The sequence below is a fragment of the Thermomonas sp. genome (assembly GCF_047606765.1).
Taxonomy (GTDB): Bacteria; Pseudomonadota; Gammaproteobacteria; order Xanthomonadales; family Xanthomonadaceae; genus Thermomonas.
Window position 1 is genome coordinate 24757 of the sequence record NZ_JASGED010000087.1, and the last position, 23956, is coordinate 48712.

Here is a 23956-nt window from a genome sequence, read left to right on the forward strand (position 1 = left end):
CAGCGGGGCTTTCCCCGCTGTGCCATCCCGCTTCAAGCCGGATCAAACAGCTTGCCGGGATTCATCAGCCCGTTCGGATCAAACACCGCCTTGATCCCGCGCATCGCCGCGATTTCCGCCTCGCTGCGCGTTGACGACAGATAGGGCTTCTTCACCAGCCCGATACCATGCTCGGCGGAAATGCTGCCGCCATGCGCCTGCAACACCTGCGCCAGCAGCTTGGTGACGCGCTCGCAGTCGGCCACGAAATCCGCCTGCGCCATGCCATCGGGCTTCAGGATATTGATGTGCAGGTTGCCATCGCCGATATGGCCGAACCACACCACGTCGAACTGCGGGTATTCGCGCCCCAGCAGCGCCTGCGTTTCGGCGAGGAAGGCCGGCATCGCCGAAATCCGCACCGAAACATCGTTCTTGTACGGCACGTATTTCGCGAGGCTTTCGGTAATGCCTTCGCGCAGCCGCCAGAGCTGCGCCGCCTGCGTGTCGCTGGCGCTGATGATGCCATCGCTGACCAGTCCGTCGTTCATGCATTGCTCGAATGCCGCCAGCGCTTCGGCCTCGCTGGCTTCATCGCTGGCAAACTCGGTGACCACGTAGAACGGATGCGCTTCGTCAAACGGCGGCTGCGCGCCATGCGCCAGCACATGGTGCAGCGCGCGGTCGGTGAGGAACTCGAAGGCCTGCAACTGCAGCCGCGCGCGGAATGCCGCAAACACCTGCATCAGCGCATCGAAGCTGGGCAACGCCAGCAGCATCACATTGGTCGGCGGCGGCGGGTCGGCGAGCTTGAGCGTGGCTTCAACGATGATGCCCAGCGTGCCTTCGGAGGCAATCGCCAGATGCCGCAAGTCGTAGCCGCTGGAGTTCTTCACCAGCGCGCGGCCCACCTCCAGCAATTCGCCGCTGCCGGTGACCAGTTTCAAGCCGGCAATCCATTCGCGGGTGTTGCCATAGCGCACCACGCGGATGCCGCCGGCATTGGTGGCGATGTTGCCGCCGATGCTGCACGAGCCACGCGCGGCAAAATCCACCGGGTATTGCAGGCCATGCTCGCGTGCGGCGTCCTGCGCCAATTGCAGCGGGATGCCGGCCTGCACGGTCAGCGTGCGATCCACCGCATCGAAGCCCAGCACCTTGTTCATGCGTTCCAGGCTGATGACCAGTTCGCCATCTGCCGCCACCGCGCCGCCGGACAGGCCGGTGCGCCCGCCCGAGGGCACCACGGCCACACCGTTCGCATTCGCCCAGCGCACCAGCGCCTGCACCTCTTCCACGCTGTCCGGCAGCGCGACCGCCAGCGGTGCGGGCGTCCAGCGGCGTGTCCAGTCGCGGCCGTAGTGTTCAAGGTCGGCGGGTTCGGTTTTCAGGCGCAGGCCGGGCAGCGACCGTTGCAGGTCGGCAAGGCGGGAGTCGGTCATCGGGGGCGTGGGAGCAGGCGTGGAAGCCGCAAGCCTGCCAGCGGCGGCGCGATGCGTCCAGCGCGCCGAAGCCGCACCGTGCGTCGGTTTCTGGCGCAACGTTTGTGCGACCCGCCGCCGCATGAGCCCTGGCGCAAATGGAATGACGCAGTGCGGCAAAAACGCGCCGGCATCTGGCATAGTGCGGCTCCCCTTGCCGCACCGCGCACCGATGGCCCCGAAGAAGACCTCGTACCCCAAGCAGGACATCAAGATCCTGCTGCTGGAAGGCATCAGCCCCAACGCGGTGGAAACCTTCCGCGCCGCCGGCTACAGCAATATCGTCACCCACGCCAAGTCCTTGCCCGAGGACGAGCTGCGCAAGGCCATCGCCGACGCGCATTTCATCGGCATCCGTTCGCGCACCCAGTTGACTGCCGACGTGCTGCTTGATGCCAGACGTCTGCTCGCCATCGGCTGCTTCTGCATCGGCACCAACCAGGTTGATCTGGAAGCGGCGGAACTGGCCGGCATCCCGGTATTCAACGCGCCCTATTCCAATACCCGCAGCGTGGCCGAGCTGGTGCTGGCCGAGGCCATCATGCTGTTGCGCGGCATCCCGCAAAAATCCACGCAATGCCATCGTGGCGGCTGGAGCAAATCGGCTGCCGGCAGCCACGAGGCGCGCGGCAAGACCCTGGGCATCGTCGGCTACGGCCACATCGGCACGCAGGTCGGCGTGCTGGCAGAAGCGCTGGGCATGCAGGTGTTGTTCCATGACATCGAAACCAAGCTCTCGCTGGGCAATGCGCGCGCGGCGCGTGATCTGGACGAACTGCTGGCGGCGTCTGATGTGGTGACGCTGCACGTGCCGGATACGGCGGCAACGCGCTGGATGATCGGCGCGGAACAGTTCGCGAAGATGAAGCCGGGCGCGCATTTCATCAACGCCGCGCGCGGCACGGTGGTCGATATCGATGCGCTGGCCGAGGCGCTGCGCTGCGGCCACATCGGCGGCGCGGCGGTCGATGTGTTCCCCGAAGAACCCAAGGGCAACGACGACCCACTGACCTCGCCGCTGTGCGGCATCGACAACGTGATCCTGACCCCGCACGTCGGCGGCAGCACGCTGGAGGCGCAGGACAACATCGGGATCGAGGTCGCGGCCAAGCTGGTGCGCTACAGCGACAACGGCAGCACGCTGTCCGCCGTGAACTTCCCCGAAGTCACCCTGCCCGAGCATGCCGGCAGCCATCGCCTGCTGCACATCCACCGCAACGTGCCGGGCGTGCTGTCGCGGATCAACGAAATCTTCGGCCAGCGCGGCATCAACATCGACGGCCAGTTCCTGCGCACCGACCCGAACGTGGGCTACGTGGTGATCGACGTGGCGGCGGACGATGCGCAGGCCAGTGAACTGCGCGCGGCGCTGGCGGCGATTCCGGGGACATTGCGGACGCGGGTTTTGTATTGACGTAGGGGCGACACCCCCTGTGGTCGCCCTGATGGTGGGCAGGCACGGGGGCCTGCCCCTACGAACGCGACGTACGCGCCAACCACTTCTGCGCCATGCGCCGCACCGATGGGTCGGTACCCGCCTCGGCTGCCAATTCCTCGATGCGCCGCCATGCCAGGTCATGCGATTCCTCGCTGACCGTGTAACGCTCATCCTCGCCCGCGTGGACGACATAGCGCACGTCATAGTGCCAATGCGGCGGCACGCCCATGTGTCCGGGGATCCAGTGGCGGTCAAGGTCGAAGATTTTGCCTTCGATGCGAAGGCCGGGCAGGCCGGACTCCTCCTGCGCCTCTTTCAGCGCGGCAATGCGCAGGTCGCGCTCACCGTCGGCATGCCCGCCCAGTTGCAGCCACAGGCCCAGCTTGCGGTGATGGGTCAGCAGCACGCGCTGGCCGCTGCGGTCCACCAGCCAGCAGGATGCAGTGAAATGGCCGGCCAGGCGCTCGCGACGAAAGGGGTTTTCGGCATCGCCCAGCAGCTCGGTGAACAGCGCCACGGTGCTGGCCTCCACCGGCCAGCGGGCCGCGTAACCGGCAAGCTCCAGAGCGAAGGCGTCGTCGGGATTGGCATCCATGCGCAGGTGTGCGAAATAAATGAATGGGGCGGCATTATCGCCCGCCGGCACCTGCGGTGCTTGTGTCGATTGGGCGTGTGCGTATAAGGTCGCTCACTTGCGGCCCGCGAGCGCGGCACCGCCCTTGCACCAGAACCCGGGGGAACCACCTGATGCTGTTTGAACGCACGAAACCGCTGGATCTGATTCTCGAAACCGCCAGCAAGCGGTCGCTCTCCCGCCAACTTGGCGCCTTCGATCTGACCATGCTCGGCATCGGCGCGGTCATCGGCACCGGCATCTTCGTGCTGACATCCGTCGCCGCCAACAAGGCCGGCCCGGGCATGATGTATTCCTTCGTGATCGCGGGCATCGTCTGCGCGCTGACCGCGCTGATCTACTCCGAAATCGCGGCAATGGTGCCGGTCTCCGGTTCCGCCTACACCTATTCCTACGCGGTGCTGGGCGAAGTGGTCGCCTGGATGGTCGGCTGGGCGCTGATCCTTGAATACGCGGTCGCCGCGGGCGCGGTGTCTGTCGGGTGGTCTGGCTATGCCAACGGCTTCCTCGCCCATCACGGCATCGGATTGCCCGACTTCCTGACCGCCGGCCCGTTCTGGGTCGAGCACGTCAAGGACGTCGGCGCCATTGTGCACATGGTGGACGGCGTCGAGCACAAGGGCGGCTTCAACCTGATCGCCTTCCTGCTGGCCCTGCTGGTCACCTGGCTGCTGGTTGCCGGCACCAGCAAGTCGGCCAAGGTCACCGCCGTGCTGGTGATGATCAAGATCGTGGCCCTGCTTGCCTTCATCGTGCTGGCCTTCCCCAAGGTGCAAGGCAGCAATTTCGAGCCGATGCTGCCGAATGGCTGGGGCACCCCACTCTCCGGCGTGGGCGTGCTGGGCGCGGCGGCGTCGATTTTCTTCGCCTATGTCGGTTTCGACGCAGTTTCCACCGCTGCGGAAGAAACCAAGAATCCGAACCGCAACATCCCGATCGGCCTGATCGGCTCGCTGGCGGTTTGCACCGTCATCTATCTGTTCGTGGCCTACACCGCTGTCGGTTCGGCGGGCGCACAGCCGGGCGGCGCGCTGTCGGAAAGCAAGGAGCCGCTGGCCTTCGTGCTGCGCGACATCGGCTACCCGCTGATCGGCGACATGGTTGGCTGGGCCGCGATCCTGGCCCTGCCCTCGGTCGTGCTGATGATGATGTTCGGCCAGACCCGCATCCTGTTCACGATGTCGCGTGACGGCCTGCTGCCGGAAAAGCTGGCCGCAGTGCATCCGAAGTACAAGACCCCGCACGTCATCACCTGGATCACCGGCATCTTCGTGGCCTTCTTCGCCGCGCTGTTCCCGGTGGACATCCTGGCCGATATCTCCAATGCCGGCACCCTGTTCGCCTTCGCCGCAGTGGCGATCGGCGTGATGATCCTGCGCAAGACGGAGCCGGGCCGCGCGCGTCCGTTCAAGACCCCGCTGATCTGGATCGTCGGCCCGCTGGCTGTGGCCGGCAGCCTGCTGCTGTTCTTCAGCCTGGGCTGGAACCCGACCATCAAGTTCTTCTGCATCTGGGCGGTGCTTGGCCTGATCGTCTATTTCCTTTATGCCCGCCGCCGCAGCCACCTGGCTCCCGGCAATGCACACCTGCTGCAAGGCCACAAGGCGGCAAATCTGGAGCCTGACCCGCTGGTGCAGGAAGGGCCGAACGCCGGCCCGTGAAGTAACGGAATGATTCGATGACGAAAAACCCGGCCATTGGCCGGGTTTTTCTTTGCGCAACCGCTTGTCGAATCAGGAGGCCAGTGCGTAATCCAGCGCCGCGCAGACCGATGCCGCCTGCGCGTCGTTGCATTGCTCAGGCGTGGCGCGCGGGCTGTCGGGATAGACCTCGGTGGTCGTGGTGTAGCGCGCGCCGGTGATGCCGCCGCACAGGCCCAGCGGAACGTAGTCGTATTCGATCACGCCATGCGCAACGACCTTTGATCCGATGATGGTGCCATCCGGGTCTGCCGGGGCGATGTGGGTCACCTTCGCCACTGCTTCGATCACCGCCTGCTGGAATGCCGGCTGCGGATTGCGTGCATCGGCGCACAGATAGAAGCCATCGGCAATGGTGCCCGGCTCGAACGGCTTGCCATCGCGCGCGGCCAGCGCCGGGCGGAACTCGGTTTCATCGCTGTCGGTGGTTTCGTGCAGGTCGATATGCAGCAGGAAGCGCCCGCGCAGCGGTTGCACCAAATCCCACAACGCCGCCGATTCACCCGCCGGGCTGCCGGCGAAGAAATTGCGGTTCGGATCGAGCGCGTGCGGGTTCCAGCGCTGGATGCGCTCATAGGCCCACGGGCTGACGCAGGGCGCGATGAGCAGATTGCCCCGCCCCGCGTAATCGGCCGCATGCCGCTGCGCGAACTGCAACGCACCGAGCACACCGCTGGTTTCGTAGCCATGCACGCCACCAGTCACCAGCGCAGCCGGCAGCGCATCGTTCCAGTCGCGGCTGCGCAATGCGAACAGCGGGTAGCGGCCATCGTCGCCATAGTCCAGTTCACCGTACTGGATCACGTCAAGCGCGCTGCGCAATGAATCGATCTGCGGCAGCACGTCATCAAAGTAACTGCGGCGCTTCGCCTTCGATGCCCGCCACGCGGCTTTTTCGGCATCGCCCCAGGGCAGTCCGGGTGTGCCGTTGGTGGCTGCAATCGTGATGTTCGACACGGGCTGGCGTCCTTTCGTGGTGGGTACTCGGCCTGCATTGTAGAGCCGGCCCGAAATGGGTCTAGACTGCGGGGGAACAGTCGCCTCGGAGGGGCTGCACGATGGTCACTCTCCTGCTTGCAGCCTTGCTGGCAGCGCAATCCGCGCCGCCGCAGCCAACGGTCGCCGCGCCAACGCCTATCGCCAAAGTCATGGCGGCACCCGCCATCCCGCCCGCCCCCGAAACCGTCATGGCAGTGCCGCCTGAATTGCGGGCGATCGTGCAGCAACGGGTCATCGATGCCAGCGTCTCCCGCCAGAAACGGCTGGAACGGCTGGCCGCGTTGATGTTCGATGCGGATGGCCTTGGCATCGAATACGAAGCCTCCGCCACCCACACGGTCGCCGAGGTCTTCCAGACCCGCAAGGCCAATTGCCTGACCTTCACCTTGCTTGCAATCGCACTGGCGCGCGAGGTGGGGCTCGAGGCGTTCCCGCAGGAAATCGAGCGCACGCTGACCTGGGATACCGACGATGGCAACGTGTTCGTGCAGAACATGCACGTCAATGCAGGCGTCGTGGCCGACAACCGCCGCTTCACCATCGACGTTGCCAGCGACCAGTTGCTGACCCACTCGCCGCCAGAACGCATTTCCGATGCGCGCCTGCTCTCGCACTACTACAACAACCGGGCGATGGAGCTGATGCTGGACGGCCACGATGCGGATGCTGCCGCATGGCTGGACAAGGCACTGCAGCTGGACGCCCATCACGCCAGCGCCTGGAACAACGCCGGTGTACTGGCACAGCGCAGTGGCGACCGGATCGAAGCCGAACGCAACATGCTGAAGGCACTGGCACTCAACCCCACGCACAGTGGCGCACTGGCCAACATCGTGGCGCACTACCAGCGCATGGGCGACACACGCAACGCTGACGCCTGGCGCAAGCGCGCGGAGCAGGCGCGTCGCAACGATCCGCTGCATCAGTTCCTGCTCGGGCATCTGGCGGAAAAACAGGGCGATTACGCCGTTGCCCTGGAGCGTTACCGCCGCGCGGTGAAGCTGGACAACAACCAATCCCTGTTCCATCTGGCCTGCGCACGGTTGTGGCTGCGGGCGGGCGACATCCCACAGGCCATCAACGCGATGGCGCAGGCGCAGAAACTGGATAGCGCCCATCGCAACCGCTATCAGGCCAAACTGGACAAGCTGCGCAAACTGCAACGCTGACGGCACGGCCATGCGGGGCAGCAACGATTTCCGCTGATAATGGGCACATGCCCCGCTACATAGGCCCATTGCTCACCCACGACAACGCCGCAGCACTGCTTGCCGCGCGCGCTGCCGGCAAGTCCGCGTGGACAGGTTCGCTCGATCTTGGGCGCAGCAGCGGCACCGCCACGCTGCGCGAGGACGGCTGGGCATGGAACGGGCTGCACTTTCCCTATCCCGGCAAGCTGAAGGAACGCACGATCTACTGGTGGGATGGCGAAGCCTTCGTTGCGGTGTCGCGCTATGCCGGTTCGCTGATCAAGCTGGTGCCGACGCAGTGGAACGTACCGACCTTCGAAATCGACGGCATCAAGATGCTGCCGACATCGAAGGAATCGCCGCTGGACGATGCGCGCCGCAAGGTCGCGCTGATCGCACCGCAGGGCAAGACCGTTCTGGACACCTGCGGCGGGATGGGTTACTTCGCTGCCTGCTGTCTTGATGCGGGCGTGGCGAAGATACAGTCCTTCGAAAAGAACCCGGATGTACTGTGGCTGCGCACGCTCAACCCGTGGTCGCCCAATGCCGAATCACCCGCGGCCGGTGGCCGTTTGCAGCTTGCGCATGGCGACGTGTCGCAAGCGATTGCAACGCTGCCCGATGCCTCGTTCGATGCCGCATTGCATGACCCGCCCCGCTTCGGCATTGCCGGTGAACTGTATTCGCAGGTGTTCTACGACCAATTGGCGCGTGTGCTGAAACGCGGCGCGCGGCTGTTCCACTACACGGGCGCGCCCAACAAGCTGACCAGTGGCCGCGACGTGCCGCGCGAAGTGGCGAAGCGGTTGCAGAACGCCGGCTTCCGCGCCGAACTTGCGCTGGATGGCGTGCTGGCGGTCAGGCGCTGAGGCGTTCGCCCTCGCCCAGCAGCGCGGCCATGTCCGTGTCCTTCTGATCCCACAGCCCGTTCATCCACTGCTGGAAGCGGGCGCGGAAGGCGCGGTCGTTCTGGTAATCGCCGCACAGCAACTCCGTGGGGATTTCGCGCTGGCGAATCTGCACGCAGACCTCGGGCACGCCGTCCGCCAGCAAATCGGCCAGCGACGGCCGTCCACCGGGATAGGCGATGGTGACATCCAGCACCGCATGCAGGCCCTGCCCCATCGCGTCCAGCACGAAAGCCACGCCGCCGGACTTCGGCTTGAGCAGATGCCGATACGGCGAGGACTGCCGCGCATGCTTGCCGGGGGTGAAGCGCGTGCCCTCGACGAAGTTCATGATCGACACCGGAATCGCGCGGAACTTCTCGCAGGCGCGGCGGGTGGCTTCGATGTCGCGCCCGGCAAGTTCCGGACGCTTGGCGATCTGCTTCTTCGTGTATCGCCCCATGAACGGGAAGTCCAGCGCCCACCATGCAAGCCCGAGCAGCGGCACCCAGAACAGTTGCCGTTTCAGGAAGAAGCGCAGCAGCGGGATGCGCCGGTTGAACACCTTCTGCAAGACAAGGATGTCCACCCAGCTCTGGTGATTCGCCAGCACCAGATAGTGGCCGTCCATGCGCAGGTCGGCATCGCCATGCACGATCAGGCGCGTCTGCGTGAATGTGTCCCACAGCCAGCCGTTGAAGCCGATCCAGCTTGCGGCAAGGCCGGTCAACAGCGAATTGGCCGCAAGCCGCAGGCGCTCGAACGGCAGCAGCGCTTTCACCAGCGCCACCAGCAACAGCGGAAGAACGTGCAGCGTGGTGCTGGCCGCAACCAGCAGCAAAATCAGGACGATGCGGAGCTGGCGCATGGCGTGGTGGTGTTGAGTGAGGGGTCGCAGGGCACGGCATCCGCCGGATGGTCTTCCAGCCGGTACTGCGTGCTGGCACGCACTTCGCCACGCCAGCGGTCGAAGGCGCGCACTTCGATGCGGTGTTCACCGGCATCCAGCCTGGTCGGCAGCGCACCGCGCCACAGATGCGGCGATGGCTGCGCCTCCGGCGAACGGTCGTAGCCACGCAAGCTTTCGGCTTCATCGTCGCGGCGGTTCTCCGCCAGCAGGCGTGGGTCGGGTTGCAGCACTTTCTTCATCGGCATCCACTCGCCACTGTCGATGCGGAACTCGACACGGGTCTCGTCATCGCCCATGAACACATTGGCGAACACGCCCCAGGCCGGATACGCGCCGCGCCGCAGCACCTTCGGGGCATGCAGGCCGATCTGCACATCGTCCGGATCGCGCGCATTGAACCAGCGCAGGTCGTAGCCGCCACCGGCATGCAGACCCAGCAGCGCGTAGCCATTTGGCGTGCCGTCCGCCATCGAGGCATCGGGGATGCCCTGTGCATCCGGCACGCCCGACCAGTACGAGCCGCAGGCCGCGCCGACGTTGTATTCGTGCAGACGCCCTGCGCCGTGCCAGCCGCTTTCCGGGCCGTGATGGAAGTGCCGCTGGGCGTGGCTGTGCGCGCTCAGCACCAGCACATGCGGGAACGCTTGCAACAACGCGAACAGGCGCTCGCGGTCGGCATCGCGGAAGGTGTCGCGGCCCTCGTCATCGAACAGCGGAATGTGCATGGCCAGCACCAGCAGCCTGTCCTTTGGCAAGGTGGGCAACCAGCGTTCGAGAAAGGCAAATTGCTCCTCGCGGAAGCCGCCGATGTAGGCCGGCCGCTGCCCCGGCAGCAGGATCACGTCGTCCAGCGCCACGAAGTTGGCAAGCGCCGTTTCGCGCGCAAACGTGTCCGGGCCGATGTGGCGATGGAAGTTGTGCAGGGATTCTGCATCGCTGGTCGCGCCCGGATCGACATCGTGGTTGCCCGGCACGAACAGCCACGGCACGCCCAGCCGCTGGGTTTGCGCCTTCACCGCCGGCAGCAACGGCACCGCGTCATCGACCAGATCGCCCAGGGTGATGCCAAGACCTGCCCCATGCCTGCCGATCAGCGGCTCCACGATGTCGCGCCGGTAGTAATCGACATCCTCGACCGTCTGCACCTGCGGATCGCCGGAGACCAGCACCTGCGCCGTGGCATCGCCGATGGCGCGCGGCACCCTGCGGTACTGGATGCAACCCGGCCCATCCTGCGTGGTGTGCCGGCGTGGCATGGGCAGCGGCGATTCCACGTCAACCGGAACGCAGGTGGAAGGGGCTGCATGCAGTTGGGCCACTGCGAACAGCAGCAGCATGGCAATGGACATCCTCGACATGCCACGCATTATGCGCGGGCAGCCCCGACTGCACTAGAATCCTGAACGATGGGGAGCATCTTCCGACCGTTGCGGATGCAGGCCGCCTGGCATGTGCTGGGCGCATGGCTGCTGGCTGCACTGGCCCTGTCCTGCCTGGCAAGCCCGGCGGCAGGCGCAGCGGAGCCGCTGGAACTGCGCCCCGGCGAATCCAGCTACCCGCTCAGTCCGAAACTCACGTACTGGCACGATGCGCAGGCAAATGCCGGATACGGCGATGCCTTCCAGCACGCCGACAGCGGCGGCTTTGCACCGCTGCCGGATGGCAGCCCGGCATTCGGCTTCCAGACTGGTGCCTACTGGTTCCACCTGCCGCTGCGCAACCTGCAAGCCGACGAACCGCGTTGGCTGCTGGTGCAGGAATACGCATTGAGCGACAAGCTGGACCTGTATGTGCGCTACCCGGACGGGCGCATCGTGCATGAAACCGGCGGCGACCATGTGTCGTTTTCCAGCCGTTACATCCGCTACCGGCATCCCAATTTCCGCATCGACCTGCCGCACGACGAACCGGTCGAACTGCTGCTGCGCGTGCAGAGCCAAAGCTCGATGCAGGTGCCCCTTGTGCTGTACACCCCACGCGCGCTGGCGGAGGTGATGCGCGACGCGCAACTGTCCACCGGCATCTATTACGGCATCGTGCTGGCACTGCTCTGCTACAACCTGGTGCTGTGGCTGATGCTGCGCGATGCCGGCTATTTCTGGTATCTGCTGCATACCGGCGCGTTCGGGCTGGTGCTGTTCACCCTCAATGGCTACGGCTTTGAATACCTGTGGCCCAACTCGCCGTGGTTGGCCGACGCCTCGGTGCCAATGTCGATCTGCCTTGCGCTGATCGGCATGCAATTGTTCACACGCAGCTTCCTGGAACTGCGCGAACGCTGGCCGGCGGGCAACCGGGTCAGCCTGTGCCTGGCCGGCTTCTTCCTGGTGCTGGGCATCGCCTCGTTCTGGTTGCCCTACCGCATCGCCACACCGGTGGCCTCACGCGCGGTGTTGTTCGGCGTGGTCTGGATCATCGCCGCCACCATCGTGATGCTGCGGCGCGGCTATCGTCCCGCGCAGCTGCTCCTGCTGGCATGGACGCTGTTCCTGCTCGGCACCGCCGCCTTCACCCTGCTTGCCTTCGGTGTGCTGCCCGTCAACTTCTGGACGCACAACGGCGTGCAAATCGGTTCGGCGCTGGAAATGCTGCTGCTCTCGCTGGCACTGGGCACGCGCTATGCCAGCCTGCGCAACGAGAACATCCGCATCGTGCAGGAAACCAACGAGCGGCTTGAACGCAGCGTCATCGAACGCACGCGCGAACTGCGCGCAGCCATGGCACAACTGGGCGAAGCCAATGTGCAATTGCGCGAGTACAGCCGGCGCGACCCGCTGACCGGCGTGTACAACCGCCGGCACTTCCGCGAAGCATTGCAATCAATGCTGGATGCGCGCCGCGACAGCGGCCAGCCGCTCGCGCTGCTGCTGCTGGATCTGGATCACTTCAAGCGGATCAACGATGGCTACGGCCATCTGGCCGGCGACGAATGCCTGGGCGCGGCGGCACGCTGCATCGAGGATGTGGCGACGCCGCGCGGTGGCCTTGTGGCGCGCTTTGGTGGCGAGGAGTTCGTGGTGCTGCTGCCCGGCTTCCAGCCGCCGGAAGCGCTGCAACTGGCCGAAGCGATCCGCCTGCGCATCCAGCAGACACCGGTCATCTGCGGCAGCAATGCGATCCGGCTCAGCGTGAGCATTGGCGTTCACACCATCGCCGGTGATCGCGGCAGTGCCCCGGAAGACGCGATCCGCAATGCAGACGAAGCGCTGTATCGCGCCAAGGACGATGGCCGCAACTGCGTGCGGCATTCGATGAGCGTGGCCTGACAGCCTCAGCCGCGCCGCGCTTCCAGCACGCGCAGCGCATCGGCCAGCGACAGCCCGCGCGCGCGCAACAACACGATCAGGTGGTACAGCAGGTCGGCAGCCTCGCCCAGCAATGCGTCCTCGTCCTGCGCTACCGCCGCCAGCGCGGTTTCCACGCCTTCCTCGCCCACTTTCTGGGCCATGCGGCGAATGCCGGATTCAAACAATTTGGTGGTGTAACTGCCTGCCGGACGCTCGCGTTCGCGCTGCGCGATCAATGCATCGAGCTCCGCCAATTCGTCGCTCGGAGCGGCGGGAAAACAGCTGACGCGCTTGAGATGGCAGGTCGGGCCGCGCGGATGCGCCTGCACCAGAAGGGTATCGGCATCGCAATCGGTTTCGATGCCGGCAAGTTCCAGCACGTCACCGGAGCTTTCGCCCTTCATCCACAGTCGCTGTTTGCTGCGGCTGAAGAAGGTGACCTTGCCGCTGCCCAGCGTGGCGGTGAGCGCTTCGCGATTCATGTAGCCCAGCATCAGCACGCGCCGCGTGGCCGCGTCCTGCACGATGGCCGGCAGCAGGCCGTCCTGCTTGTCCCACGCAAGCGCATCAATCTCGAAGTTCACAGTCGCACCTGAATGCCCTGCCCGTGCAGGAACTGTTTGAGCGCGGGGATTTCCACCGCGCCGGAATGGAACACGCTGGCGGCCAGTGCGGCATCCACGTCGGCAACGCGGAAAGCCTCGGCGAAATGCTCGGCTTCACCTGCGCCACCGGAAGCAACCAGCGGCACGTCGCAGGCCGCGCGTACTGCCTGCAATTGTTCGATGTCGTAGCCCGTGCGCACGCCGTCGCTGCCCATGCAGTTGAGCACGATCTCACCCGCACCCAACACCTGCGCCTCACGCACCCAATCCAGCGTGCGCTTGCCGGGCGCGCGCATCGCATCCGGATTGCCGGTGTGCGTGCGCACGCGCCATTGCCCGTCCGCCTCGCGCACGGAATCGATGCCCACCACCACGCACTGCACGCCAAAGGCCTCGGCCAGTTCGGAAATCAGTGCGGGCCGTTCCAGTGCCGGGGTGTTGATCGAAATCTTGTCGGCACCGGCCAACAGCACCGCGCGCGCATCCTCAACGCTGCGAATACCGCCCGCCACGCAGAACGGAATGTCGATGACGCGCGCGACCCGCTCCACCCAGCCACGCTCCACGCTGCGCCCCTGCGGGCTGGCGGTGATGTCGTAGAACACCAGTTCGTCCGCACCGGCATCGCGATAGCGCATCGCCAGTTCCACGATGTCGCCCATGTCGATGTGGTCGCGAAAACGCACGCCCTTGACCACGCGACCATCGCGCACGTCAAGGCAGGGAATGAGGCGGCGGCTCAGCATGCCAGCGCCTCGCACAAGTCAATGCGGCCTTCCAGCAGCGCCTTGCCCAGCACCGCGCCTGCGCAGCCTGCATCGCGGCATGCGGCCACGTCGGCCACGTCACGCACGCCGCCGCTGGCCTGCACCGCAAGCGCCGGTGCGATGGCGCGCAGATGGCGATACAGGTCGAGATTGGGGCCGGCCAGCATGCCGTCGCGGGCAATGTCGGTACACAGCAGGTGGCGCAGGCCGGCATCGGCATAGCGCACCGCCAACTCATCCAGCGTTTCCGCTGCGGTTTCCGTCCAGCCATGTACCGGCAAACGCCAAGCATCGGATTCGTCCTGCCGCGTATCCAGCGCAACGGTGATGCGTTCACCGCCAAACTCGGCCAGCCACGCCAGCACCGTGTCCGGCGCGCGCACTGCCAGCGAACCGATCACCACCCGCGCTGCGCCGGCATCGAGGATCGCCGCCACGTCGTCGCGGCTGCGCACGCCGCCACCGGTTTGCACTTTCAAGCCCGTGTGCCTGGTGATCTCGCGCAGCAGCGGCAGCAGCGTGTAGCCGCCAGCGCGCGCCGCATCCAGATCGACCAGATGCAACCAGGTCGCGCCGGCATCCGCATAGCGCGCGATGAAGGCCAGCGGATCGTCGCCATAGCGGGTTTCATCGGCATAGTCGCCCTGCCGCAGGCGCACCACGCGACCGTCGCGCACGTCGATGGCGGGATAGAAGATGAAGCTCATGCGCGGCCATCCCATTGCAGGAAGTTGGAAAGCAGCCGCGCGCCAACGGCGGCGGAACGCTCGGGGTGGAACTGCGCGCCGGCAACATTGCCACTGCGCACCATCGCGGCGAAGCGCTCGCCGTGCGTGCAGGCGGCGATGCAATCCTGCGTGACGGGCGCGGCATAGCCATGCACGAAATAAGCTTGATCGCTTTCGCCAACGCCGGCCAGCAACTGTGAATCGGTCACTTTTTCCAAAGCGTTCCAGCCCATATGCGGCACCCGCAAACCCGCGCCACCGGCCAGCTTGCGCACGCGCCCCGGCAACAAGCCGAGACATTCGACATCACCCTCTTCGGACGATTCAAACAGCAATTGCATGCCCAGGCAGATGCCAAGCAGCGGCACCTGCAGCGCACGCAAGGGTTCCAGCAAGCCGCGCTCACGCAGCAACACCATTGCGGGCCGCGCCGCGCCAACACCGGGCAGGATCACCCGCTGCGCATCGCGCAAGCCGTCGCCATCGCGCACGATGCGCGCATCCACACCCAAGCGTTCCAGCGCATAACGCACCGAACCGAGATTGGCACCGCCCGCGTCAATCAGTGCAACCGCGCTCACAGCATGCCCTTGGTCGATGGCAATTCCGCGCCTTCGCGGCGGATCGCCTGCCGCAGTGCGCGCGCAAGCGCCTTGAAGCAGGCTTCGACCTTGTGGTGGTCGTTTTCGCCCTGCACTTTCATGTTGAGATTCAAGCCCGACGCATCACAGAGCGAACGAAAGAAATGCGGCACCAGCTCGGTGGGCAAGTCGCCAACACGTTCGCGCTTGAACTCACCTTCAAACACGAAATACGGGCGTCCACTGAAATCCAGCGCGGCGCTTGCCAGCGTTTCGTCCATCGGCAGGGTGAAGCCATAGCGGCCGATGCCGCGCTTGTCGCCCAGTGCTTCGCGCAGCGCCTGCCCCAGCGCAAGCCCGGTGTCTTCCACCGTGTGGTGCTCGTCGATGTTCAGGTCGCCATCGGTGCGAACGTCCAGCGCAAAGCCGCCGTGCTTGCCGATCTGCTCCAGCATGTGGTCGAAGAACGGCAGGCCGGTTTGGATGCGCGGCTCGGCCACGCGGTCCAGATCCACTTCAACGCGAATCTTCGTTTCCTTCGTGTTGCGCTGGACCACGGCACGGCGCGGCGCATCGGCAAGCGCATGCGCAATGCCGGCCCAATCCCACTCGCCGCCGAATTGCGCGGTGGCAAGCTGGAAGCCACGGATGCGCATGTTTTCTGCAAACTCGATGTCGGTAGGACGATCCCCCACCATCGCCGAGCGCGCCCAGTCTATGCCGCGATCCTGCAGATAGCCCAGCATCATGCCGATGCCGGGCTTGCGGGTCGGCTTGTTCTCGTGCGGGAAGCTTTCATCGATCAACACGTCACGGAAGCGAATGCCCTGGCTTTCGAACACCTGCATCATCAAGTCATGCGGGCCATCGAAGGTGTCGCGCGGATAGGCATCAGTGCCGAGTCCGTCCTGATTGCTGACGATCACGAACTGATAGCCGGCATCGCGCAGTTTCAGCAGCGCCGGGATCACGCCCTGCACGAAGCGCAGCTTTTCGAAGGCGTCGATCTGGAAATCTTGCGGCTCCTCGATCAGTGTGCCATCGCGATCCACGAACATGATGGGCGTGCCGCTCATGCCGCTTTCTCCGTACCGCTTGCAGCCAGCGCGATCAGCACGCACCTGCATTCTCCCGACGTGCCGATGCTGATGCGCAGGGCGTCGCCGAGTTGTGGCATCGCGCGCATGTCGCGCACCACCACGCCCGCTGCAAGCAATGCGGTGAAGGTGGCATCGGCATCGGCAAACCGCACCAGCAGGAAGTTGCCTGCGGAGGGATAGACGCGGCGCACACCCGGCGATTGGCGCAGGCGGTCGGCCAGCCACATGCGCGATTCCAACACCTGCGCAATGCGTTCCGAGGTTGCAGACAGCGCCTGCGGTTCCAGCGCTGCCAGCGCTGCATCCACGACGGGCTGCGGCATCGGATACGGTGCCTGACAGCGGCGCAGGGCTTCGATCATTTCGGACGATGCCAGCACGCAGCCCACGCGTGCAGCGGCCAGCGCATGCGCCTTGGACAGGGTGCGCAACACAGCGATGTTGTCGTGTTCGGCAAGCAGCAGCGTCGCCGAAGGCGCATCGGCATATTCGATGTAAGCCTCATCGACGACCACGATGCAGCGGCCCTGCAAGCGCTTTGCCAGTGCGGCGATGTCGTTCAATGCCAGCAATTCGCCGGAGGGGTTGCCGGGCGAGCACAGGAACAGCAGCGATGCGCCGCTTTCCAGCGCAGCATCGCCCATCGCTTGCAGGTCTGCGCACAGGCCGGCATCACCATCGCGCAGCGGCACTTCCACGATGCCCGCAGCGTGCAGGCGCGCACACACCGCATACATGCCGAACACCGGCGGCGCGATCACGATGCGGCCCTGCCCCGGCGTGCAGAACGCACGCACCAGCAGATCGATGCCTTCATCGCTGCCGCGCCCCACCAGCAGTTGCGCAGGCGCAACGCCATACAGCGCAGCCAAACCTGCGCACAAGGCCTCCGGTTGCGGCTGCGGATAGCGGCGCAGCTTGGCATCAATATCCGAAGCATTCGCCCAGGCCGATTCATTGGCATTGAGCCAGACCTCGCCCACCAATTTGTCAGTGCGGGCCGACTTGTATCCGCCGAAGCCGCGCAGGTCTTCGCGCAGCAATGCTTGCGTTGTCGTGCTCATGCCGCACGCTCCAGCCGCAGTTCCACAGCGCGTGCATGCGCCTGCAGGCCTTCCGCATGCGCCAGCGTGGCTGCGCACGGGCCGGCTGCACGGATGCCGGCACGGCTGGCGTCCTGCACGGTGATGGCTTTCTGGAAACTCGCCACCGACAGCCCGCTCCACGCGCGCGCCGCGCCGCCAGTGGGCAGGACGTGGTTGCTGCCGCTGCAATAGTCGCCGAGCGCTTCCGGCGTCCAGTCGCCAAGGAAGATGCTGCCGGCATTGCCGATGCGTTCCAGCCATGCGCGCGGCTCGCGCACGGACAGGATCAGGTGTTCGGGCGCGTAGGCATCACTCACCTCGATGGCCTGCGCGATGTCGCGCACCAGCACCAGCCGCGATGATTCCAGCGCGCGGCGTGCGATATCGGCGCGCGGCAGGCGTGCAAGCTGCGCTTCAACTTCGAAGGACACCGCATCCAGCAGTTCCGCGCTATCGGTCAGCAGCAGCACCTGCGAATCCGGGCCGTGTTCGGCCTGCGACAACAGATCGGCAGCGACGAAGGCCGCATTTGCACCGGCATCTGCAATCACCAGCACTTCGGACGGGCCTGCGGGCATGTCGATGGCGATACCACCGGGGCGCTGCGCGGCCTGTCGCTTGGCTTCGTCCACCCAGCCGTTGCCCGGCCCGAAGAGTTTGTCGCAGCGTGGAACGCTGGTGGTGCCCAATGCCATCGCCGCAATCGCCTGCGCACCGCCGAGCTTGAACACGCGCACGCCGGGTGCCTGCTGCGCCGCCAGCAACACGGCGGGATCGGCGCTGCCGTCCTTGCGTGGCGGCGTACACAGGATGATCTCGGCGCAGCCGGCAAGTCGCGCCGGGATGCACAACATCAGCGCGGTCGATGGCAGTGGCGCACTGCCCGCCGGCACATACAGGCCAACACGCGGGATGGGCCGCAGCACGCGCTGGCACAGCAGGCCCGGCGCGGTTTCCACTGCATACGGTTGCGCAATGCCGGCGCGATGAAAGGCTTCAATGCGCGATGCAGCTTCGGCAATGGCCTGCTGCACCACGGCGGATACGGTTGCTCGCGCGGCGTCTAACTCACCCACGCACACTTCGAAATCCTGCAAGCCCACGCCATCGAAGCGCGCGGTGAACTCGCGCAGTGCGTCGTCGCCACGTGCTTCGACGGCATCGAAAATCGCCTGTACGCCCGTGCTCAGCGCATCCGATACCGCCTGCACCGGGCGTTGCAGCACGGCAGCGCGCGCATCTGCATCCAGCGCGTTCCAGTCGATGCGCTTCATGCCAGCATCCGCTCCACCGGCAGCACCATCAGGCCACGCGCGCCGGCGCGCTTGAGGTCTTCCAGCCGTTGCCAGGTCATCGCGCCGTGGCACAACGCCTGCAAGGCCAGCGTGTCCGCGCCATCGACCGCGCACATGGTTGGCGGTTCGGCATCCGGCAGCAGTTGCAGCAGTTGCTTGACCGCATCGCGCGGGGCCTGGAACAGCAGCAATTTGCTGTCGCGGATGCGCAGCACGCCGTCCATGCGCCGCAGCAGCAGGTCGGCCAGCTCCGCACGCACGTCGCCGAACGGCTGCGCCGGGCCGGCCAGCACCGCTTCGCTGCGCATGATGTCCAGCACCGGCTTGAGCTGGTTGGCGGCAAGCGTTGCGCCGCTGGATACCAGATCGCAGACCACGTCGGCCTGCCCGAGGCGCGGCGCGATTTCCACCGAACCATTCAGCACCACCGGCTGCGCGTCCACGCCCTGCGCGCGCAGCCACGCACGCAACTGATTGGGATAAGTGGTGGCGATGCGCTTGCCGGCCAATTGCTGCGGGCCTTGCCAGTCCCAATCCTCCGGCACCGCCAACGACAGGCGGCAACCGCCGAAACCCAGCGCGCGCCATTCGCGGAACAGCTCCGGCTTGCCGGTTTCCACGCGCTCGCCAGCTTGTTCGGCCAGCACGTTGCGACCGACGATGCCGAGGTCGCACACGCCATCGGCAATCAGGCCGGGAATGTCGTCATCGCGCACCAGCAGCAGATCGATGGGCAGCGATTCGCCATAGCAGAACAGCTTGTCGCGGCTTTCGCGCCAGCTCAGGCCGGACGAGGCCAGCAGCGCACGCGCCGGTTCGCTCAGGCGTCCGGATTTCTGGATGGCGATGCGCAGTCGGTCGCGCACCGCAGGATTCGCGGCAGGTGTCATGGCGGGTGCCTTAGTGGGAGTCGGTGATGCCAAGGCGGCGGGCGGCGGTGCGGTAACCGCCGGTGCCGCGTTCAAGGCAGCGCGCAACGCGACCGATGGTGGTCACGCTGACCAGCGTGCGGTCGTGGATTTCGCGATACGGCACGCCCTGCAACAACTGCGGCACCACCCGCCAGCGGTCGCCCATGGCTTCCAGTTCGGCGGGGGTACACAGGTCTTCGAGGAAGGACTGGATCTCCTTCGGGCCTTTGAGTGCAGCCAATGCCTCCCCCAAGCCTTCGATGGCGACGGCGGCGTCATAGGGCATCAGGGGTTCGGCGCGGTGTTTCATCGCAGTGATTTATCGAATTAATGTGTTAGCGCATTAATACGTTAACCTGCGATTATGTGCAGCGTCAACCCCAACGATCGGGTCGTGCAGAACAAGCCTTCTCAGGAAAGAACGAAGCCGGGGGTATCAACCCAACGCCGCCCGCGCAGCCGCCAGCACGCTGCCGTCGGCCACCATCCTCACGGCGGTGGCGACTTCGCCGTCCAGTGCGCGGTCGCGGTCGAGGAACGGGATGCGGGCGCGGATGGCGGCATGCGCTGCGGCCACGGCCCGGCCCGGCCTGAACTCGTCGGCATCCGCCAGTTGTGCGCGCAGGGCATCGACCTCGGCGAGGAAGGCGGCGCGATCCGCCGCATCCGGCAGCGGCCCGCCCTGCACTTTTGATGCGAAGGCTTCGGCATCGGCACGGCCGGCCAAATCGCGGGCGGCATTAATCATGTCGCGGCGCAAGTCGAGCGCCTGCGCGGCGGTGTAAAGCTCCAGTCCCAGCACCTTGCCCAGATCGTACGCCATCGCCAGCACGTGGCGGGCCTCGTTCGCGCCCATCGAGACGTGGTCCTCGGCATTGGCTGATGTTGGCACCGAATAGACGGAGGCCGGCATCGCGCGGCTGGCAAGGTCGTTGACGATGGCTGCCGCCGTGTATTGCACGATCATGTGGCCGGACTCCGTGCCGTCCTCGTTGCCGATCAGGAATGCCGGCAGGCCGTCATTGGTGGCGGGATCGACCAGCTTGTTGAGGCGGCGCTCACTGATCGAGGCCAGCACCGGGATCGCCGCCTTCAGGTAGCTCATCGCCAACGCCAGCGGCATGCCGTGGAAATGCCCGGCGGAAATCACCTGCTGCTCGACGTGCTCGGCCTGCGCATCCGGGAACACCAGCGGGTTGTCGGTCACTGCGTTCAATTCGATGTCGAGCACGCGCTTGGCCTGCTCCAGCGCATCGCGCACCGCGCCGTGTACCTGCGGGATGCAGCGCAGCGAATAGCTGTCCTGCGGCTGGTGCTTCTTGCCACCACGGAACGGCAGAAAGCGCTGGTAGAACTTCTCGCGGCCGTGGCGCTGGGTCAGCGGCACCCAGTCCCAGCCGATGTCGAAACTCAATGCCTGCGCCGCCGGGGTGTCCCAGCTTGTCGGCAACCATTGGCGGAACTTCGGTACAAGGTGATAGGCGATGTCCGACAACGTGGAGCCTTGCAGCAAGCGCAGCAGGTTGGTCGCCGTCTTTACCTGCCCGGGATGCGGGCGCAGCGCATGCACTTCCGGCGCGAACGCGCCAAGACGGCCAGCGAAAGCGTCAATGGTCATCGCCGCCGCAAGATCGGCGGTGTCCAGCAGGTCTTCCAGTTGCTGCACCGCCAGCACGCCGGTCGCCAGCATTTGTGCGGTGCCGTTGTTCAGCGCCAAACCTTCCTTGTACGACAGCTCAACCGGCTTCAAGCCCTTGCGCGCCAGCGCGTCGGCACCGGACATGCGCTGTCCATTGACAAAGGCTTCGCCGCCACCCAGCAGCACGATGGCCAGATGCGACAGCGGCGCAAGATCGCCCGATGCACCAACGGAACCAAGCTGCGGCACCACCGGCACGATGCCGGCATTGAGCATGTCAGCAAGCGCCTGCAAGGTCTGCACGCGGATGCCGGAATGCCCGCGCAGCAGCGTGTTGATGCGGATGCACAGCATCGCGCGCACAACATCCGGCGCGAACGGTTCGCCCACGCACACCGCATGGGTGACGATCAGGTTGCGTTGCAACTCGATATGCGGCGACTGCCCGGAAGGCTTCGCACCCGGCAGTTCATCGCGCAGCGGATGCGCGCCCAGCAGCTTGTCGGCATTGCTGCCAAAACCTGTGGACACGCCGTAGATCGGCTCCTGCTTCTCCACCTGCGCGGCAAGAAAATCCGCAGCACGCGCCACGTTGCGCAATGCACCTGCATCCAGCTCGACCGTGGCACCGTGCGCCACGGCGGCAAGCTGGGCGCGGGAAAGGGAGTATCCGTCGAGCAGGATGGGGTGCATTCGCGTGACTCGCTGTTGTTGTTCTCCTTCCCCTTCAAGGGGAAGGCCGGGATGGGGATGGGGGTTGCGGCAGCGTCGATTGACACCATCCACACCCCACCCTCCCCTTGAAGGGGAGGGCTTGAAGGCATTAACCAAGCGCGCGCAGTTGTTCGCGTTCGATCAGCAAGGTCGAAGCCAGCTCTGCCTCCGCCACCTCAAACTGCTCGCCCCGGCGCAGATCCTTGACCGCCACCACGCCGCGCGCGGCCTCATCCTCGCCGTGCATCACCACGAAGCGGATGCCGGCCTTGTCGGCGTACTGCAACTGCTTCGCCAGCTTGCGCGGCTCCAGCTGGGTTTCGACATTCAGCCCGGCAGCACGCAGGCGCTGCGACAAGCCCAGCGCGTGCGCGAGGCCCGCATCGTCCAGCAGTGCCATCAGCACATCGACCGAACTGTCGGCGGTGTTGACGATGCCGGCCTCCTTCAGCTGGAAGAACAGCCGGGTCAGGCCGATGGAAATGCCCACGCCAGGCAACTTCGATTTGGTGTAGTGGCCTGCGAGATTTTCGTAGCGCCCACCCGAACAGATCGAGCCGATCTGCGGATAGGCGTCCAGCGTTGTCTCATAGACGATGCCGGTGTAGTAATCGAGGCCACGCGCAATCGACAGGTTCAGTGCATAGCGCGACTCCGCCACGCCCAGCGCCTTCAGCTGCGACAGGATCGCGCGCAATTCGGCGCGCCCTTCCTCGAACAGCGGCGTGCCCGCGCCCAGCGCATCGAGTTTCGCCAGCGCGTCCGCATGCCCATGCGAGCGCACTTGCGAGAACGCCATCAACTTGTCGATGACATCAAAGGGCAGACCGAAGCCCTCGCCCGCCAGCGTCGCCCGCACCGCATCCGCGCCACGCTTGTCCAGCTTGTCCAGCTCGCGCAGTACCAGCATCTGCTGCTCGCCTTCGATGCCAAGGCCTTCGAAGAACCCGCGCAGCAGCTTGCGATGGTTGAGCTGGATGGTGAACTCGCCGATGGCCAGGCGTTCGAACACCGCCGCGATCACCGCCGGGATTTCGGCATCGAAACGCGGCGACAGCGCATCCTTGCCGATCACGTCGATGTCGCACTGGTAGAACTCGCGAAAACGCCCGCGCTGCGCACGCTCGCCACGATAGACGCGCTGCATCTGGTAGCGGCGGAACGGAAATGCGAGGTCATGCTCGTGCTCGGCAACAAAGCGCGCCAACGGCACAGTCAGGTCGAAGCGCAGCGCCAGCTCCGGCAGGCCGTCGCCGGATTTTTCGAGCGCACCCGTCGATTGCACGAAATAGACCTGCCGCTCGGTTTCGCCGCCGGACTTGGTCAGCAGCACTTCGGACAATTCCATCACCGGCGTTTCCACCGGCAGGAAGCCGAAGCGCTCGAAGGTCTGGCGGATCGTGTCCAGCATGCGCTGGAAGGCGATCTGGTCGCGGGGCAGCAGTTCCATCACCCCCGGCGGGGTACGCGGCTTGATCAAGGGGCACTCCGAGGCATCCAGGCAAGACGCCTAGTTTAGCCGCCGCCCGGCCCTCCCCGCCTGCCCACTTGCCCATCCCTCGGCCAGCCCCTAAAATGCGCGGCTCTGCACCGTCGGGGTGTAGCTCAGTCTGGTAGAGCGCTACGTTCGGGACGTAGAGGTCGCAGGTTCGAATCCTGTCTCCCCGACCAATCAAATCAATGATTTGCGAAAAACCGCCGAAAGGCGGTTTTTTTGTGGCCAACATCGGCAGCACCCATTGCACAATGAGGTCAGACCGACCTTACGACGCCACGCGCCAGAACCCACATACTGCCTCTACAAGCCCGTGAGAAGGCAGTGGCAATTCGGTTAATCCCTTGTTAATGTCGGCCTGCCGGGGGATCCGGTTCACGTATCGCAATGAATACCTCACAGGGGAAATCTTGATGGCTACCCGTTTGAACACCCGCTTTGCCCGCAGCCCGCAGCCCGCAGCCCGCAGCCCGCAGCCCGCAGCCCGCAGCCCGCAGCCCGCAGCCCGCAGCCCGCAGCCCGCAGCCCGCA

Annotated in this window: 21 protein-coding genes and 1 tRNA gene; 6 read left to right on the plus strand and 16 right to left on the minus strand. The window is 65.5% G+C overall.

Features of this window, described 5'->3' with window-relative positions; translation table 11 throughout:
• Nucleotides 1-32: 32 nt before the first annotated feature.
• On the minus strand, nucleotides 33-1421 hold the full coding sequence (locus QM612_RS08275) for an FAD-binding oxidoreductase (protein WP_415253423.1): 1389 nt from the start codon (nucleotides 1419-1421) through the stop codon (nucleotides 33-35).
• Between the two features lie 211 nt (nucleotides 1422-1632).
• Between QM612_RS08275 and serA the strand changes: the two genes are divergently transcribed.
• A complete protein-coding gene (serA, locus tag QM612_RS08280) occupies nucleotides 1633-2874 on the plus strand; it encodes a phosphoglycerate dehydrogenase (RefSeq protein ID WP_415253424.1) in 1242 nt (413 codons plus the stop codon).
• 58 nt (nucleotides 2875-2932) lie between these two features.
• Here serA and QM612_RS08285 read toward each other — a convergent pair whose 3' ends face one another.
• A complete protein-coding gene (locus QM612_RS08285) occupies nucleotides 2933-3493 on the minus strand; it encodes an NUDIX hydrolase (protein WP_415253425.1) in 561 nt (186 codons plus the stop codon).
• Nucleotides 3494-3645: 152 nt separating this feature from the next.
• Here QM612_RS08285 and QM612_RS08290 point away from each other — a divergent pair, with 152 nt between their 5' ends.
• Entirely contained in the window at nucleotides 3646-5193 is a 1548-nt protein-coding gene (locus tag QM612_RS08290; RefSeq protein WP_415253426.1) for an amino acid permease, read from the plus strand.
• A gap of 72 nt (nucleotides 5194-5265) precedes the next feature.
• On the opposite strand, the gene QM612_RS08295 is transcribed toward QM612_RS08290, so the two are convergent.
• Entirely contained in the window at nucleotides 5266-6180 is a 915-nt protein-coding gene (locus QM612_RS08295; RefSeq protein WP_415253445.1) for a M14 family metallocarboxypeptidase, read from the minus strand.
• 110 nt (nucleotides 6181-6290) lie between these two features.
• Between QM612_RS08295 and QM612_RS08300 the strand changes: the two genes are divergently transcribed.
• Together QM612_RS08300 and QM612_RS08305 are read left to right on the plus strand one after the other, a co-directional pair.
• Entirely contained in the window at nucleotides 6291-7400 is a 1110-nt protein-coding gene (locus tag QM612_RS08300) for a tetratricopeptide repeat protein (protein ID WP_415253427.1), read from the plus strand.
• A 47-nt stretch (nucleotides 7401-7447) separates the two neighbouring features.
• Nucleotides 7448-8290, plus strand: a complete 843-nt coding sequence (locus QM612_RS08305) for a class I SAM-dependent methyltransferase (RefSeq protein ID WP_415253428.1) — start codon at nucleotides 7448-7450, stop codon at nucleotides 8288-8290.
• On the opposite strand, the gene QM612_RS08310 is transcribed toward QM612_RS08305, so the two are convergent.
• Both QM612_RS08310 and QM612_RS08315 read right to left on the minus strand, forming a co-directional pair.
• A complete protein-coding gene (locus tag QM612_RS08310; protein WP_415253429.1) occupies nucleotides 8280-9176 on the minus strand; it encodes an acyltransferase in 897 nt (298 codons plus the stop codon). The two genes, QM612_RS08305 and QM612_RS08310, sit on opposite strands and share 11 nt — an antisense overlap.
• Nucleotides 9152-10576, minus strand: a complete 1425-nt coding sequence (locus QM612_RS08315) for a calcineurin-like phosphoesterase C-terminal domain-containing protein (protein WP_415253430.1) — start codon at nucleotides 10574-10576, stop codon at nucleotides 9152-9154. The genes QM612_RS08310 and QM612_RS08315 overlap by 25 nt, the downstream gene beginning before the upstream one ends.
• Before the next feature lie 48 nt (nucleotides 10577-10624).
• Here QM612_RS08315 and QM612_RS08320 point away from each other — a divergent pair, with 48 nt between their 5' ends.
• Entirely contained in the window at nucleotides 10625-12484 is a 1860-nt protein-coding gene (locus QM612_RS08320) for a 7TM diverse intracellular signaling domain-containing protein (protein WP_415253431.1), read from the plus strand.
• 5 nt (nucleotides 12485-12489) lie between these two features.
• Here the strand turns inward: QM612_RS08320 and hisIE are convergent, their stop codons facing one another.
• The 11 genes from hisIE to hisS all read right to left on the minus strand — a co-directional run bounded on the left by hisIE (nucleotide 12490) and on the right by hisS (nucleotide 23410).
• Nucleotides 12490-13089, minus strand: coding sequence for a bifunctional phosphoribosyl-AMP cyclohydrolase/phosphoribosyl-ATP diphosphatase HisIE (gene hisIE / locus QM612_RS08325; protein ID WP_415253432.1), 600 nt, complete (start codon nucleotides 13087-13089; stop codon nucleotides 12490-12492).
• Nucleotides 13086-13856, minus strand: coding sequence for an imidazole glycerol phosphate synthase subunit HisF (gene hisF, locus QM612_RS08330; protein ID WP_415253433.1), 771 nt, complete (start codon nucleotides 13854-13856; stop codon nucleotides 13086-13088). Before hisF ends, hisIE begins: the two co-directional genes overlap by 4 nt.
• Nucleotides 13850-14584, minus strand: coding sequence for a 1-(5-phosphoribosyl)-5-[(5-phosphoribosylamino)methylideneamino]imidazole-4-carboxamide isomerase (gene hisA / locus QM612_RS08335; protein WP_415253434.1), 735 nt, complete (start codon nucleotides 14582-14584; stop codon nucleotides 13850-13852). Before hisA ends, hisF begins: the two co-directional genes overlap by 7 nt.
• Nucleotides 14581-15186, minus strand: a complete 606-nt coding sequence (hisH, locus tag QM612_RS08340) for an imidazole glycerol phosphate synthase subunit HisH (protein ID WP_415253435.1) — start codon at nucleotides 15184-15186, stop codon at nucleotides 14581-14583. The genes hisA and hisH overlap by 4 nt, the downstream gene beginning before the upstream one ends.
• Nucleotides 15183-16262 (minus strand): bifunctional histidinol-phosphatase/imidazoleglycerol-phosphate dehydratase HisB, encoded by a 1080-nt coding sequence (gene hisB, locus QM612_RS08345; RefSeq protein ID WP_415253436.1) that lies wholly within the window; start codon nucleotides 16260-16262, stop codon nucleotides 15183-15185. The genes hisH and hisB overlap by 4 nt, the downstream gene beginning before the upstream one ends.
• Nucleotides 16259-17350, minus strand: a complete 1092-nt coding sequence (gene hisC / locus QM612_RS08350; RefSeq protein ID WP_415253437.1) for a histidinol-phosphate transaminase — start codon at nucleotides 17348-17350, stop codon at nucleotides 16259-16261. The genes hisB and hisC overlap by 4 nt, the downstream gene beginning before the upstream one ends.
• On the minus strand, nucleotides 17347-18645 hold the full coding sequence (gene hisD / locus QM612_RS08355; protein WP_415253438.1) for a histidinol dehydrogenase: 1299 nt from the start codon (nucleotides 18643-18645) through the stop codon (nucleotides 17347-17349). Before hisD ends, hisC begins: the two co-directional genes overlap by 4 nt.
• Nucleotides 18642-19556, minus strand: coding sequence for an ATP phosphoribosyltransferase (gene hisG / locus QM612_RS08360; RefSeq protein WP_415253439.1), 915 nt, complete (start codon nucleotides 19554-19556; stop codon nucleotides 18642-18644). The genes hisD and hisG overlap by 4 nt, the downstream gene beginning before the upstream one ends.
• 10 nt (nucleotides 19557-19566) lie before the next feature.
• Nucleotides 19567-19887, minus strand: a complete 321-nt coding sequence (locus tag QM612_RS08365; RefSeq protein ID WP_415253440.1) for a YerC/YecD family TrpR-related protein — start codon at nucleotides 19885-19887, stop codon at nucleotides 19567-19569.
• A gap of 126 nt (nucleotides 19888-20013) precedes the next feature.
• Nucleotides 20014-21909 carry an HAL/PAL/TAL family ammonia-lyase gene (locus tag QM612_RS08370; RefSeq protein ID WP_415253441.1) on the minus strand — a complete coding sequence of 632 codons (1896 nt, stop codon included), beginning with the start codon at nucleotides 21907-21909 and terminating at the stop codon, nucleotides 20014-20016.
• 130 nt (nucleotides 21910-22039) lie between these two features.
• Nucleotides 22040-23410, minus strand: a complete 1371-nt coding sequence (gene hisS, locus QM612_RS08375; RefSeq protein ID WP_415253442.1) for a histidine--tRNA ligase — start codon at nucleotides 23408-23410, stop codon at nucleotides 22040-22042.
• Between the two features lie 114 nt (nucleotides 23411-23524).
• Between hisS and QM612_RS08380 the strand changes: the two genes are divergently transcribed.
• Nucleotides 23525-23601 (plus strand) — tRNA-Pro (locus QM612_RS08380).
• Nucleotides 23602-23956: the final 355 nt, after the last annotated feature.

What these genes read in the sequence shown, in the direction of transcription:
- QM612_RS08275 (WP_415253423.1), bottom strand. Translation starts at nt 1,421, where the DNA reads ATGACCGACTCCCGCCTTGCCGACCTGCAACGGTCGCTGCCCGGCCTG.
- serA (WP_415253424.1), top strand. Translation starts at nt 1,633, where the DNA reads ATGGCCCCGAAGAAGACCTCGTACCCCAAGCAGGACATCAAGATCCTG.
- QM612_RS08285 (WP_415253425.1), bottom strand. Translation starts at nt 3,493, where the DNA reads ATGGATGCCAATCCCGACGACGCCTTCGCTCTGGAGCTTGCCGGTTAC.
- QM612_RS08290 (WP_415253426.1), top strand. Translation starts at nt 3,646, where the DNA reads ATGCTGTTTGAACGCACGAAACCGCTGGATCTGATTCTCGAAACCGCC.
- QM612_RS08300 (WP_415253427.1), top strand. Translation starts at nt 6,291, where the DNA reads ATGGTCACTCTCCTGCTTGCAGCCTTGCTGGCAGCGCAATCCGCGCCG.
- QM612_RS08305 (WP_415253428.1), top strand. Translation starts at nt 7,448, where the DNA reads ATGCCCCGCTACATAGGCCCATTGCTCACCCACGACAACGCCGCAGCA.
- QM612_RS08310 (WP_415253429.1), bottom strand. Translation starts at nt 9,176, where the DNA reads ATGCGCCAGCTCCGCATCGTCCTGATTTTGCTGCTGGTTGCGGCCAGC.
- QM612_RS08315 (WP_415253430.1), bottom strand. Translation starts at nt 10,576, where the DNA reads ATGTCGAGGATGTCCATTGCCATGCTGCTGCTGTTCGCAGTGGCCCAA.
- QM612_RS08320 (WP_415253431.1), top strand. Translation starts at nt 10,625, where the DNA reads ATGGGGAGCATCTTCCGACCGTTGCGGATGCAGGCCGCCTGGCATGTG.
- hisF (WP_415253433.1), bottom strand. Translation starts at nt 13,856, where the DNA reads ATGCTGAGCCGCCGCCTCATTCCCTGCCTTGACGTGCGCGATGGTCGC.
- hisA (WP_415253434.1), bottom strand. Translation starts at nt 14,584, where the DNA reads ATGAGCTTCATCTTCTATCCCGCCATCGACGTGCGCGACGGTCGCGTG.
- hisB (WP_415253436.1), bottom strand. Translation starts at nt 16,262, where the DNA reads ATGAGCGGCACGCCCATCATGTTCGTGGATCGCGATGGCACACTGATC.
- hisC (WP_415253437.1), bottom strand. Translation starts at nt 17,350, where the DNA reads ATGAGCACGACAACGCAAGCATTGCTGCGCGAAGACCTGCGCGGCTTC.
- hisD (WP_415253438.1), bottom strand. Translation starts at nt 18,645, where the DNA reads ATGAAGCGCATCGACTGGAACGCGCTGGATGCAGATGCGCGCGCTGCC.
- hisG (WP_415253439.1), bottom strand. Translation starts at nt 19,556, where the DNA reads ATGACACCTGCCGCGAATCCTGCGGTGCGCGACCGACTGCGCATCGCC.
- QM612_RS08365 (WP_415253440.1), bottom strand. Translation starts at nt 19,887, where the DNA reads ATGAAACACCGCGCCGAACCCCTGATGCCCTATGACGCCGCCGTCGCC.
- QM612_RS08370 (WP_415253441.1), bottom strand. Translation starts at nt 21,909, where the DNA reads ATGCACCCCATCCTGCTCGACGGATACTCCCTTTCCCGCGCCCAGCTT.